Here is a 13,594-nt window from a genome sequence, read left to right on the forward strand (position 1 = left end):
ATATCCTAGGGCCTATAAAATCCTGAGAAGAGTATGATGCCTCGTTGGTGGTTTGGTATTGGGCTGGCTATTTCTTGGACTCTCATTTTCTTGACCAGCATCAATGACACAGATTTTTGGTATTCAGCATTTAATTCGGATCTGCGGTTCTTGCTGATCGCTCCGCAATGGCTAGCAATCTATATGTTTTCCGGGAAAGCCACTAACCCAAGGTGGGCTTACTCAGCATTATCTACAGTGATCTTTTTCGCGTCTTTATTTGCTTTGGACAGCTACTACAACGTCGTCCTCAATATACGTGGCCAGAATAGTGCGCCAATGGCTATCATCGTTCTTCTTTTCCTCGTGAACTTCTTTTCGCTCTTGGCAATGGCTCGTTACGGCAAACGATATAACCACCAGCGCAAACAATCGAGAGCAGAAAAAGCTCTCGAACAGGCAGAGCTCTAAACCAAACAGCTTTGATGCGCAAAGTACACCAAAGCTGAGAATCGCGAGAACATCTTCGGGTTCGCCGTCGATAATGCCAACAGCGTTTGGACAGTGCGGTTTGGCAGCATTTGACGGTGTGTCAGTACTGACGTTTGAAACAAGGATTAACAGATTGGAGCAAACATCCTAAAAGCACACCGCGAAAAATTAGGAGAATGATAAAAATAATGGTCTACCGATTCACTCACAACATATATGATGGCGCTTGTCACACTCGCGATATTTGAAAAGATTCACGATCAGATATCCGCAATAATTTCATGGTAGATCTAGTTGCCCTGGGCTTGTTGGCATGGAGTGCGAACGCACGTACTGCCGGCCTTTGAATAGTTACGGATTCTATTCCGCTGTCTATTGGAGTTCCATATACTCTTCGGGTTTATTCCTCAGTGAGTTTAGAATACTTGGCAACGTTGACCGCAGTGACCGAGATATTGGCAAACGTGGTTTACTATAGCTTTTCCCGAAAGAATTCGGAATGTAAGCATAAAGATCTACCGTAACCATAGTGGTACATATCCTAGAGCCTTTAAAATCCTGAGGAGAGTATGCTGCCTCGGTGGTGATTTAGTGTTGGGCTGGCTATTTCTTGGACTGTCATTTTCTTGACCAGCATCAACTACACAGATTTTTGGGTTCTGCGTCCAATTCGGATCTGGAGGATGGTCCGCCACGGGAAAGCGTACACCCATCAAAGACGTAAACAGCGCAGATAACCGATATAACAACTTAGGGCCAGATGATATCTGGCCCTAAGTTGTATCTGCGTTTTATACTCGCGCAGTAGTTATTTCACTTTTCTACACTCACAGTCTTTGGTGTGCGAAGTACACCGAAGCCAATAATTCCTAGAACGACGCCGAGAACCATCAGTGCGATGCCGGCGTAGATTGCAATGGTGCCAAGTAGCCACCAGCCGTATGCGTTCAGGAGCATACCACGCAAAGTATCGCCCATGAACAAGGTCTCACGAAGATCGCCGAGCTTGGCAATTTCCGCTTCGGACATAGTGCCACTCTTCTTTGCAACCATGAATTCTCCGGAGACTTCTTGATAGGTCTTACCATCGGAGGCTGCCATCATGTGCTGCCATACGTAGTTGTTAGCGAACAAGCGTGCCTGATCGCCGGTAGTAAGTTGGGTTCCAACATGTGGAGTGAGGAGTTCTTGGGATTCTTTATCAGCAAGTCGGGCGATGCCTTCTTCGCTTGGCATATCGATGCGCTCTTGGGAGAGCTGTTCGGTAACGTAGCTATGGGCGAAGTTGCCACCGAAGGTAGCTCCCGCACCGAGAATAATAAGAACGACGGCGAACACCTTTGCTATTGCCGCATAGATTGCTTTGTTCATGTCGGTTTCCCTTTCGAAAGCACACCACTAACGATGTCCTATCGTCTTTTCATATCATGATGCAATGTACTTGATTATTACACTAAATAAAATACAATTTTCAACTACGTCATAGCGTATATAGAATTATGCGTACACAACAAAATTAAATCCGAGGCTCCTTGCCTACGAAATCACAGAAAATGGAGCAGCTTTAGATCATAAAAACATCCCTAGCTTGATCCACGTGAACTTCGCCACCAAAAATGCGATGTGCACCGACAACATTCTCATTCGCTCGCGCCAGACCGCGTAGCCAAGAAAAACCTCTACACCACGTAGGTGAAACCGTGAGAACTACGCCCCAGAAGAATTAACGACAACGACTACCGCAGGTTAAGACTTGACATACCCTTTTCGGTCAACCGAACAGCAACGGGACGCTGCGACACCTGCTCCACCCATCTACCTTCGACAAGCTCGTTGATGTGTCTATTGATAGTGGGGGTCGATTTCTTCACATACCGCTCTAAGTCTCGACGTTCCACTGCGTTCCCATCAGAAAAAAGTGCCGCTTGGGCAAGAATCCACAAAATCGTAAAACACTCAGTATCCACATCAAACGTCTTTAGATGTTCCTGAACTATCGCCAAGCGATTATACGCTTCATCTAACTGATTTAAAGCATCTCGTTGTGCCTCAAGTATGAGATCAAGGAAGAACAACACAAAATGTGTAGCCTCGCCACGATTAAGTGGATGCTCAACGTCCGCAAACTGCCTATAGTATGCGTTCTTGTTTTCATTGATACGAGCAGAAACACTCAGAGCCGTTATCGGCCACCCCCTTTCGGCAAGTTTACGCGCGAGAATAAATCTACCCGTTCTGCCATTTCCATCGTAAAACGGGTGCACAATTTCGAACATAAGATGAGAGATGATTGCGCTAATTACGTGCGAACCAGAAGGCTGGGTTAGTTCCTGCAGCATCACTTCGAGACCTTCGACTATTTTCCGCTCTGGCTGAAAACCCGTATGGATGACTTTCTGCGATGCTGCGATCACATGCACCGGCTGGGCGCGAAATAGCTCACCATCTGGAGCATCAGATCCGTCAACCTCTCCCCTCGTTACCGCATCATAAATAGCTCGAATGTCTGCAGGGGTCCGAAGTGGCAATTCTGCCAGGTCAGTAGTCAAAGACGCTAGAAGGTGAACCAGAGATGAGAGTCGGATATTCACATTTTCGTCTGCATCATACGCCGCCAGCGCCTCTTTACGCGTTGAATTAATCCCCTCAATGTCATTAGTTGCAACTGTTTCATCCGCGATCAAGAGGCGAATATAGCGTTTCATAACGATGTCCGGGAGCAGATTCGTATATTTTTGAATTTCGCTCGCCATCTGAGAAATTTCTTCAACCTTCGACATCATAGAAGCAGTAACCACATAGAACATCGAATAGTTACCAACAGGGAATTTCAAGGTTACGCATGAAGGGGAATCAATCCGCCGACGGAACTCTCCTTCGTCAGCACCAAGACCCTGGTAACTGAGCTTTTTAAGAGAAAGATACTCGTCCATACGCACCCCGCCACGCTTCCTTATTTAAAAAATGGCACGATTTTTTCAATAAGGAACATGTTATCGCATTCTTATTGAAAAATTCACCCGTTTTTCAATAAAGCAAAGGCAACGTCGGACCTCAAATACCGATCACAAACTATCTACTAAATCGTGAAGACCGCTCCAGCTTGAGCCACATGAACCTCGCCTGTAAAAACACTGCGCGCGTCAGCTAAGTTCTTCTCCGCGTTCGTCCACGGTTGAAGATGCGTCAACACCAAACGCGCAGCGCCAGCTTCAGCCGCCATCTGCCCCGCGCGCAAGCCAGTTAAATGAACTCCGCGCACAGTATCGCGGCCTTCTTCAAACGCTGCCTCAGAAAGAACGAGATCGGCATTGCGTTCGGCTTCAACGACGCTCGCCACTGTATCGGTATCTCCGGTATAGGTAAGCACGACCTCACGATCTAGATCAGGCTCTTCCGACGGGCCAGAAATCCGTAACGATAAAGTCGGGACCGTATGGTTAGCGGCAAACGCTTCAACGGTCAACGGACCAACTCGCACAAGCGAACCCGGCACAAGCTGTTGAAAATCAAACTCAGTTTCATAGGTTTCAGCTGGGTCATCGGCTGAAAGCCCGCGAGTGCGCGCCGCTCCATCACCAGGTGAATAGACTGGGATCTGCGGTAGGGCCCCTTCGGGATACCAGCGTCGATATACTTGCATCCCCACCATATCCGCACAGTGGTCTGCATGGAAATGCGATAAGAACATCGCATCAACCATCGCCGGATCCGCATAGCGCATCAGATGTCCCATAGCTCCCGGGCCAAAATCGCACACAATAGAAAAAAGACGCTCAAAACCAGTTTCGTCTTTCCCCGTAGCCTGGATTAAATATGACGACGCCGGAGAGTCTTTTCCAGACATCGAACCAGAACAACCAATAATTGTCAGTTTCACTTAAAGCTTCTCCTGTGTACTCGTACGAGAATCGATCCGTGGAACATCTACATGCGAGACATGGGCAACTTTTGGTCCCAAGAACCTGCGTGCAAGCACCTGGAAAGAATCACTCTCCCCGGTCACATTAAATTGATAAACCGGTTTTCCAGCGTCACTGGACCGGAGTATATTTTCTTCAGTTAACGCACGGTAAACGTCTTTCGCTGTTTCTTCGGCTGAGGAAACTAGCAGTACATCTTCACCCATCACATAGCCGATAGCACCCGATAAGAACGGATAGTGGGTACAACCCAAAACCAGAGTGTCCACCCCAGCAGACTTAATCGGCTCGAGATACTCCCGAGCAGTAGCAATCAACTCACTGCCAGTGGTAATACCTGCTTCAGCAAATTCCACAAAACGTGGCGCCGGAGCCGAAACTACCTCGATATCAGGAACAGTCAAAAGTGCATCTTCGTAGGCGCCCGATTGTACAGTTGCCTGGGTGGCGATCACACCAATCTTCCCATTACGTGTAGCCCGCAAAGCAGATCGAGCTGCTGGCCGAATTACTTCAATAACCGGAATCCCCAATTTCGTTGTGTAACGCTCACGAGCATCATGAAGCACTGCCGCAGATGCAGAATTACACGCAATAACCAGCATTTTAACGCCGTCTGCGACCAGCTGATCCATCACATTCAATGCTAACTCACGTACCTGCGCGATTGGCCGCGGGCCGTAGGGACAGTTGGCCGTATCCCCCACATATGTTACTGACTCGTTGGGCAGCTGATCGATAATAGCGCGCGCAACAGTTAAGCCTCCGACTCCTGAATCGAAGACACCAATCGGGGCATCGTTACGCGCATTGTTCATGGTAGTTATTTTACCTGCGCAAAGCCTTATGTCGGACCGCGCTTATCAGTGACTCTTGCCACCAGGTCACCATGGCGTAAAGAACAGCGAGCATATCTTCTTCAGTTTCAATCGGCGGAAGGTTAGATCCATCGCGCGATGACGACCCCGTGAAAATACCGGCGCGTTCATAGATACGTGCCGCATCTTCGTCGTCGGAAATTTCTAACCGCATCGATAGCACCATACGAATATCGTTCATTCCAGCCAACCACACAGGCGCGGCCTCATTCGTGATAGTTACGTCCATAATCCCATCTGGTATCGCAGCCAATGTTTCGTACATCGTCACCAAATGGTCAATTTTCGCTGCTGCAACGCTCTCTTCAGTAATCGCGCGTAATTCGGCAGCAAGTTCGGGATCTTCACTCATATCCGGTAACAGACGTTCAAGCGCATCATCAACCGGCAAATCTGGAACAAAATCCGTATGTGTCTCAGCGTCCTCATCCTCAACACGCTTCTCGATCGCCTCAAACTGGTCTTCAAACGCCGCAAAAGGATCTTCGGTTATACGCTCACGCCGCTCAAGCTCCCGATCCACATGCGAACCAAGAATAATGACGACGTCGGACGCCAACCCGCGAATCATGGCACGTTCTTCGTCATCAAGCTGCGCCTCATAACCACCGCGTACGGACATAAATGCTCGCATTAGCCCTCCTGCTCTAAGGTTGCATGGATGCCATAGGCATGCATCGCCTGGACGTGACGTTCCATAGATTCGCGCCCGCCGGTAGCAACCACTGCCCTACCATCGCGGTGTACAACCAGCATTCGGGCACGTGCAACAGTGGGGGTCATCCCGAAATAGCTCTCGAAAACCCACTGTACGTAAGTCATGAGATTTACCGGGTCATTATGCACAACTGTGTGCCACTGACGCTCAACAACGGTTTCGGAAGTCTCTTGCGACAGTGGGACGGTATGCGAATCAGAAACAGACTTAGACACCCTCTTAGTCTACGCGATTGAGCAGAGGGAGAAAACACAGGAAATCTGGTAGCTTTTTGCTCGTTATCGTCTTACGGTTAAACTATGAATCATTCTTTAAGCACCGCACTGTTAACGGACATGTACGAACTGACCATGATCGAGTCAGCTTTCGAAACTGGTCGTGCTGAAATGCCCAGCGTTTTTGAAGTTTTTGGCCGTCGCCTTCCTGGACAGCGCCGATACGGTGTGGTCGCGGGTACTGGCCGCATTTTAGAGGCGTTAGAAGATTTCCACTTTGGTGAAGAGGAACTCCAGTATCTACGCGAGGCTAACATCGTTGGCGAGCGCACAATCGAGTTTTTAAAAAATTGGAAGTTTACTGGCGATATTTACGGATACGCTGAAGGCGAATGCTACTTCCCCTACGCTCCGCTGTTAACCGTGGTGGGCACGTTTGCGGAGTGTGTGGTGCTCGAAACTCTTGTTTTGTCGATTCTTAACTACGATTCGGCAGTGGCTACGGCGGCTTCGCGTGTCACAATTGCTGCGCATGATCGTCCATGCTTGGAGATGGGCGCGCGCCGTACCCATGAATATAGTGCGGTTGCTGCTGCTCGTGCAGCAGTGATTGGCGGCTTCGTCGGTACGTCGGATTTGGAAGCCGGGCGCCGATACGGTATTTCAACCATTGGCACTGCGGCTCATTCGTTCACTCTTTTACACGACGATGAAGATGAAGCTTTCCGTGCTCAGATTCGCACTCTTGGCCCAAACACCACACTTTTGGTTGACACCTACAATATTCCTACTGGTGTTGAGAAGGCTGTAGCGGCAGCTCGTGAAGCCGGGGGCGAACTTGGGGCGGTACGTATCGATTCTGGCGACTTAGTTGCACAAGCTTTCCAGGTTCGAGCTCAGCTAGATGAGCTCGGCGCGACGACGACGAAGATCACCGTTACTTCCGATTTGGACGAATACGCAATTGCGGCGTTGAATGCCGCTCCGGTTGATTCTTATGGGGTGGGCACCAAGCTCGTAACTGGTTCTGGCCACCCGACCGCTCAGCTGGTCTATAAGCTGGTTGCTCGCAGGGATAATGAAACTGATGCGTGGATTGGGGTTAATAAGCGTTCGGAGTCAAAGATTTCACGTGGTGGTCTTAAAGTTGCTGGCCGAAAGACGGATGTGACTGGCCGGGCTACTGCTGATGTTATTGTCACGGTTGATAACTTTGACGAAGGTATTGAGTACTTAAAGGAACAAGGTGCTCGCCCACTCCAAGTTCAGCTTGTTTCTAACGGCAAAATTGCCGAGGAGTTCATGAATTCGTCAGCTCTTGGTCGGGCTGCTGAACGCCATCGTTCTTCTCGGGCCGCGTTGCCATATAGCGCTTGGCGGTTGTCTGAAGGTGAACCTGCACTGCCGACTGAGTTCGTTGACATTCGCTAACTAGTGTCGATATTCGCTGACTCGTTCTGAGGCCCGTAATCGAGATTCCTCTGGATTATGGGCCTCATTCATACAACAGAATAGCGCCATACAGAACGATAGTGCGCATACGAGTCCCACGTGTCATTATCCGCCAATCCGGAACATCAGCAGGCGGCCGAACAGTAGGCATTGGACGAGGAAACTATTTCCTTCCCACGAACCAGCGTTGGAGTTGCGCAATCCGGGCTTCTATTTCTTCGAGCGAGGCACGTGCTACTTCTGGCCCACCACACGCATTGCGCAGATCGGTATGAATAAGAGCGTGTGCCCTGCCAGTTTTTGCCGAATATGCCGCCACAATTTTCGATAGTTCCTGACGTTTTTCTCGACGGCGGCGGGAGTTCATCACCGGTGCAGGCCCAGTCGCCGGACGCTTAGCTGCTTTGCTTTGTTGATCTTGCTGGTGTTGGCGCAACAATGTAGCAACGTCATCGGGTTCAAGTAAACCAGGAATTCCGAGAAAGTCTGCTTCTTCATCCGATCCTACTTCAGCCCACGATCCAAAATCGTCACCGTCAAAAACCACCTTGTCGAAAGTGGCGGCGGCAGAAAGTGCTCGATAGCCAGGACCTTCAAGATCGTCAGAAGCCTTTTCTTCCTGGTTAGCCTCAGCTAAGGATTCATCATCCCAACCTTGCTGTTCTTCATCTGAGGCCGGTCGATTCAGCGCATGGTCTCGCTGGGCCTCCAGTTCTCCTGCTAACCCTAACAAACGCGGTACAGACGGCAGGAACACTGAAGCAGTTTCGCCACGTTTACGCGAACGGACGAAACGCCCAATAGCTTGAGCGAAAAATAGTGGCGTAGAGGCAGACGTCGCGTAAACACCTACGCAAAGCCGCGGGACGTCAACACCTTCGGATACCATTCGCACTGCCACCATCCAGCGGCTAGTACCGGCAGAAAACTGTGCGATCTTGTCGGAGGCAGTGTTGTCATCCGAGAGCACCACAGTTGTTTTTTCGCCAGTGATTTTATCTAGAAGTCCAGCGTATGCTTTGGCGGTTTTATGATCGGTTGCAATAACCAATCCACCAGCATCTGGAACACTACGGCGAACCACGCTCAGCCGTTCATCAGCGGCCTTAAGTACTGCTTGGATCCATTCGCCACTTGGATCAAGCGCAGTACGCCACGCTTGCGCGACCATATCTTTGGTGAGCGGCTCACCAAGAGTTGCCTCCATTACCTCGCCGTGCTTAGTTTGCCACTGCATACTTCCGGTGTAGGACATAAACATCACCGGACGGACAACAAAGTCACGTAAAGCTTCAGCGTAACCATACGTGTAATCCGCTTTGGAGCGGTAAACGCCTTCCTCATCTGACTCATACGTGACGAACGGAATCGAGGAGGTATCCGAACGAAATGGCGTACCCGTTAAGCTCAACCGATGCTTAGCTACCGAAAAGGCGGCTCGAATGGCATCCCCCCACGAGAGGTTGTCGCCACCATGATGGACCTCGTCGAGAATCACCAAAGTCTTCCGCGAGGCGATGCGTTGCCGGTGGAACATCGGCGCACGCGCTACCTGAGCGTAGGTCACACAGGCACCATTAAAGGATGCCCCAAGACCGATATTCGAATTGGCGAAATCAGGATCTAGCTGCAAGCCAACTCGAGCTCCGGCTTCGGCCCACTGGTACTTGAGATGTTCGGTTGGTGCAACGACGACGACCTCGTTAATAATCTTGCGAGACATCAATTCCGTAGCTACACGCAAAGCAAATGTTGTTTTTCCAGCACCCGGTGTTGCTACCGCCAGAAAATCTTGCGGCATAGTTTCAAGGAACTGTTCCAATGCAGCAGCCTGCCACGCACGCAACGATCCGGCAGTTCCCCACGCAGCTCGCCGAGGAAATACTGGGGAGAGATTTTCTGCAGCAGATACTGACGCAGAGTGCGGGGAGTGTGCTGAGCCTTTCAGCTCAGGACTCATTGGCCACCTCCGCCGTTACCGCCTTGTCCAGGAACGTTCGGACCGAATGGCCAGCCGCTACCTATATTGCCCATCTGCTCGTATATAGCTTTACAAGTAGGGCAAACGGGATACTTATCGGGGTTCCGAACAGGAGTCCACACTTTGCCACACAATGCAACGACGGGTCCGCCTTCAACTGCGGACTGGGTGATGCGATCTTTACGCACGTAGTGTGCGAAACGTTCATCATCTCCAGGAGCTTTTTGCTCCTCAGTTTTTTCTAAAACAGCCGTTGTTGACGAAGGATTTAGACTTGGAGCTTCTGGAGCGCCAGGCTGTTCCGGTGCTGAGTATGGATCTGAAATAGACATACTTTTAGTCTAGGACGCACCTCCCACAAAGTCTCATTCACAGTGCGTGAGCTATCCCGTATGTTGAATCAAATACCTGAAAATACTGGCAAATAACAAAATAACGAGCAGTACCTCCGTACTGCTCGTTATTAAAACTCGCTAATTATTTAGCAATTGTTCACTTAGCAACAGCCTTCTTCAAGGTTGAGCCAGCGGAGATCTTCACGCCGTAACCAGCTGGAATCTTAATCTCTTCGCCAGTGCGTGGGTTGCGACCCTTGCGTGCTGCACGCTCGGTGCGCTCAACGGACATCAGACCAGTGATCTTCACTGCTTCGCCCTTTGCCAATGAGTCAACGAGAACAGTCTGAAGAGCGGAGATAGCCTTGTCAGCATCAGTCTTGGTGATGCCAGCTTCTTCTGCAATCTTTGCAATAAGTTCAGTACGGTTGAGGGACATAGTTCTTCCTCCAAATCGAAGTGGTTCGAACGGGCTGTTTAGCCGCTACCTAAAAATTTAGCTGATATTAAGCCAAAAACTCGAATTTTCACGCGTGTTGCGCAAAAATGATAGAAAAAATCACTATCAGCGAGCACTATTTACCACATTTGTCACATCAGTAACACTATCTCTTATTCGTCAAGCGCGAGATCAGAACATTAAAATCAACGAGACCAACAAAATCTTGGCAATCATTCCCAGAGCAAAGAGTGCCGCATATCCGCTTTCAATGCGCTCGTCAGTCACCTTCGACGAAGCAAAGGCCAAGATCGCAGGCTGACCCAAAATTCCTGCCATCGCGCCCGCCGTACGTTGAGCCGATAATCCGAGTAACTTACCTGCTAAACCAGCCAAGCCAACGACGATGATTGCAATAAGAGCTCCCAGCAAGCCGCCTTGTACACCTTTAGCAGTAAAAGCAGTATCTACGAAAGCAGGTCCTGAAGCGATACCAACCGCGGCTAAGAACAACAGCAAGCCCAGCTGACGAATCGTGAGATTGGCTGACAACGGTAACTGCCACACGAGTGGTCCGGTCCGATGCAAGTTACCAAGGACCATTCCGACCAGTAGCGGTCCGGCTGCTGCGCCCAAACTGAATGTGGTACCACCTGGCAAGGAGATTTCAATCAACCCAACAAGCAAGCCGACAACTAGTCCGATACCCATGCCAACGGCGTCTACCTCGGAAATTTTCCGTTGCGAATTGCCAAAATAATCCTCGATAGCCGCTTCCTCATCGCGAGGATAAACAACTGCGATCCGGTCTCCCAATTCGAGTCGAAGATCATCTGCTGCTAAAAGCTCTAAATCGCCACGATTGACTCGGGTAATCATGGCGCCGAAATTCGCTGGAAGATTCAATGAGGCAATCGATCGGCCCGCCAGGTTTTTGGAAGAAACAACGAAGCTCCGGAAGCCCACAATAGACCGGTCATCAGCAAGGTGTTCGTCTACTTCCGATCCCACAGAATCGACTGCGACATTAACGTCATCAGGCAAACCCACGACGACAACACGATCACCAGGTAGCAACACCTCGCCAGGGCTAACCACGCGCTGATCGTCGCCTCGACGTAGATACGACATGCGAATGCGCTCTTCGTGCCAGCCCGGCACTTGGCGTAATTCAATTTTACGTTCCACATTTGCCGTAACAGCGGAAAGCTGTTTGCCAGCGAGCGATTCGGTATCGTTCTTCCCCGGCCAATTACGAGCAACTACCAAAGAAACAAAAATAATTCCGAAAATCACGCCCATCGGATAGGCCAACGAATACCCCACCGCTGGGACTTGGTTACCAACTGCTGAGGTAGCAGCTGCCAAGGCAGGGGTGTTCGTCGTCGAACCAGCGAAAATACCGACAGAAAAGTCGTGATCAAACCCGAGTAACATTCCGCCGATAATCGCTGTTAGCGCACCCATGATCAAAACCCCGATAGAGGCGATCATGAGTTTAGATTGACGTACCAGATCAGCGAAGAATGTTTGTCCAGCACTCAAGCCAACCGTATAAACGAACAGTGCTAGTCCGAGGCTTTTAATCATCCCCATCGAGTCGGCAACTTCAGGCACTGCATTGCCGATAGCTAAACCCACAAACAAGGCGCCGGCGGCTCCTAAACGTAGCGGGCCAAATGGAATCAGGCCCACAATCGCACCCAACGCGACAACAAAAAATACTGTCATTAACGGTGATTCTAGAAATAGAGCAGTCACACTGCGACCTTTCGAAAAAGCGCTCAGCGCCACATTGTGTTATGAGTGGTACAAATAAACTTTACCAAGGATTTTTGAGATGATTCGACTATGGACTTTCTTGATTCTCTTGCTCTGATCGGCACTATTCCTACGTTTATTATTTATGCCGTGACGATTGGGCTAATTGGTGCCGTGTGCGTTCTCACGCTATACAAGACGAGCAATAGATCACGTTTGCCGAGATTTAGTGCGACTATTGTTGGTTTGGTCGGAGCACTCATGGGCTGGGGATATTTCTTCGTCTGGCCCGCACCATTCCCCGGCCTTGTTCCTTGGCAGATCTTCATTGCTGTCTTTGTGCCATTGGCCGCTATCATCGGCATGTTCACGATACGCGGTCGGCGTATCGTCCTTGCGCTATTGGCTATCGTCGGAAGTGCCAATACGTATTTGGTTGCGAACCTCACCTATGAAGAATACGCCTCAATAGGTTCTTTCTTTCCCCATCACATCACCGAAGAAATGTCCTACCAGCAATTCTTAGACCGGAAAACGCCCCCAACAAATGGTTCGCGCGACATCGGTGCACTGGTCACAATCCCGCTAAAAGGTACCGAGTCAGGTTTCGACGCACGTGACGCTTGGGCATACGTCCCGCCTGCTTACTGGACCCATCCAGCGATAGATCTCCCCGTCGTTGTCCTACTTCATGGCAATCCCGGATCACCTCAACGCTGGTTTGCAGTAGGTGATGCCGCCATACCGGCAGATCGCTATCAACGTGACCACGACGGAATTTCACCGATCGTCGTATCAGTCGATGCCACCGGTTCATGGGCCGGAGACCCCGCATGTGTTGACGGACCCGATATCAAAATGCAAACCTATCTCGGGCACGATGTTCCACCATTAATCAAGGAACGACTCCGAGTAGATCCTCACCAGTCGCATTGGACGCTTGCCGGCCTGAGCTACGGCGGTACCTGTGCACTCCAAGTCGTTGCTAACAATCCTTCAGCATACGGCGCTTTCATTAATCTCTCCGGGTATGAGGCTCCGGAACTACGCAACCATGAAGAAACCGTCGATACGCTTTTCAACGGCGATGAACAAGCCTTCCAGGCAGTCAATCCGGAACATATTTTCCGACAAGCAATTGCCGACGGTGATCAGCGATTCCGTGGCATCACTGCGGTCTTTTTGAGTGGCGATAGCGATGTGCGTGCCCGCCGTGCCCAACGCCTATTGTCTGGCCTTGCCAAGGAGGTAGGCATGGATGTTGATTCGCGTATTATTCCCGGCAACCACGGGTATGGCACATGGCGGCGCGGCTTCCAGCAAACCTTCGAAGAAGCAGCTAAACAAGGAAAACTCCAATAACGATAAGGGTGAGACGCGAATTGAGAACCTCACCCTTATCGTTATGGTTTAGTGCGCAT

General features: G+C 50.2%; 13 protein-coding genes. 3 read left to right on the forward strand and 10 right to left on the reverse strand.

Features of this window, described 5'->3' with window-relative positions:
- Nucleotides 1-36 precede the first annotated feature (36 nt).
- A complete protein-coding gene (locus JTE88_RS05655; RefSeq protein ID WP_204423414.1) occupies nucleotides 37-450 on the forward strand; it encodes a hypothetical protein in 414 nt (137 codons plus the stop codon).
- 834 nt (nucleotides 451-1,284) lie between these two features.
- On the opposite strand, the gene JTE88_RS05660 is transcribed toward JTE88_RS05655, so the two are convergent.
- From JTE88_RS05660 to clpS, 6 genes are all read right to left on the reverse strand, one after another.
- Nucleotides 1,285-1,842 carry a hypothetical protein gene (locus JTE88_RS05660; protein ID WP_204423416.1) on the reverse strand — a complete coding sequence of 186 codons (558 nt, stop codon included), beginning with the start codon at nucleotides 1,840-1,842 and terminating at the stop codon, nucleotides 1,285-1,287.
- A 365-nt stretch (nucleotides 1,843-2,207) separates the two neighbouring features.
- Nucleotides 2,208-3,404: a Fic family protein gene (locus tag JTE88_RS05665; RefSeq protein ID WP_204423418.1), complete on the reverse strand. Its 1,197-nt coding sequence runs from the start codon at nucleotides 3,402-3,404 to the stop codon at nucleotides 2,208-2,210.
- Nucleotides 3,405-3,550: 146 nt separating this feature from the next.
- On the reverse strand, nucleotides 3,551-4,351 hold the full coding sequence (locus tag JTE88_RS05670) for an MBL fold metallo-hydrolase (RefSeq protein ID WP_204423419.1): 801 nt from the start codon (nucleotides 4,349-4,351) through the stop codon (nucleotides 3,551-3,553).
- Nucleotides 4,352-5,212 (reverse strand): glutamate racemase, encoded by an 861-nt coding sequence (gene murI / locus JTE88_RS05675; protein ID WP_204423421.1) that lies wholly within the window; start codon nucleotides 5,210-5,212, stop codon nucleotides 4,352-4,354. It lies immediately after the preceding gene.
- 10 nt (nucleotides 5,213-5,222) lie between these two features.
- Nucleotides 5,223-5,906, reverse strand: a complete 684-nt coding sequence (locus JTE88_RS05680; RefSeq protein WP_204423423.1) for a DUF2017 family protein — start codon at nucleotides 5,904-5,906, stop codon at nucleotides 5,223-5,225.
- Nucleotides 5,906-6,169 (reverse strand): ATP-dependent Clp protease adapter ClpS, encoded by a 264-nt coding sequence (gene clpS, locus JTE88_RS05685; RefSeq protein ID WP_239519587.1) that lies wholly within the window; start codon nucleotides 6,167-6,169, stop codon nucleotides 5,906-5,908. The genes JTE88_RS05680 and clpS overlap by 1 nt, the downstream gene beginning before the upstream one ends.
- Before the next feature lie 120 nt (nucleotides 6,170-6,289).
- On the opposite strand from clpS, the gene JTE88_RS05690 reads away from it, so the two are divergent.
- A complete protein-coding gene (locus JTE88_RS05690; protein WP_204423430.1) occupies nucleotides 6,290-7,636 on the forward strand; it encodes a nicotinate phosphoribosyltransferase in 1,347 nt (448 codons plus the stop codon).
- Nucleotides 7,637-7,820: 184 nt separating this feature from the next.
- Here the strand turns inward: JTE88_RS05690 and JTE88_RS05695 are convergent, their stop codons facing one another.
- From JTE88_RS05695 to JTE88_RS05710, 4 genes are all read right to left on the reverse strand, one after another.
- Nucleotides 7,821-9,617 carry a DEAD/DEAH box helicase gene (locus JTE88_RS05695; protein ID WP_204423431.1) on the reverse strand — a complete coding sequence of 599 codons (1,797 nt, stop codon included), beginning with the start codon at nucleotides 9,615-9,617 and terminating at the stop codon, nucleotides 7,821-7,823.
- Nucleotides 9,614-9,970, reverse strand: coding sequence for a DUF3039 domain-containing protein (locus JTE88_RS05700; RefSeq protein WP_204423433.1), 357 nt, complete (start codon nucleotides 9,968-9,970; stop codon nucleotides 9,614-9,616). Before JTE88_RS05700 ends, JTE88_RS05695 begins: the two co-directional genes overlap by 4 nt.
- 160 nt (nucleotides 9,971-10,130) lie before the next feature.
- On the reverse strand, nucleotides 10,131-10,412 hold the full coding sequence (locus JTE88_RS05705; protein ID WP_204423435.1) for an HU family DNA-binding protein: 282 nt from the start codon (nucleotides 10,410-10,412) through the stop codon (nucleotides 10,131-10,133).
- Between the two features lie 192 nt (nucleotides 10,413-10,604).
- A complete protein-coding gene (locus JTE88_RS05710) occupies nucleotides 10,605-12,143 on the reverse strand; it encodes an aspartate:alanine exchanger family transporter (RefSeq protein ID WP_239519493.1) in 1,539 nt (512 codons plus the stop codon).
- 120 nt (nucleotides 12,144-12,263) lie between these two features.
- Here JTE88_RS05710 and JTE88_RS05715 point away from each other — a divergent pair, with 120 nt between their 5' ends.
- Nucleotides 12,264-13,535, forward strand: a complete 1,272-nt coding sequence (locus JTE88_RS05715) for an alpha/beta hydrolase (RefSeq protein WP_204423438.1) — start codon at nucleotides 12,264-12,266, stop codon at nucleotides 13,533-13,535.
- Nucleotides 13,536-13,594 lie beyond the last annotated feature (59 nt).

The organism is Arcanobacterium phocisimile, from assembly GCF_016904675.1.
In the GTDB taxonomy this organism is placed as follows: domain Bacteria; phylum Actinomycetota; class Actinomycetes; order Actinomycetales; family Actinomycetaceae; genus Arcanobacterium; species Arcanobacterium phocisimile.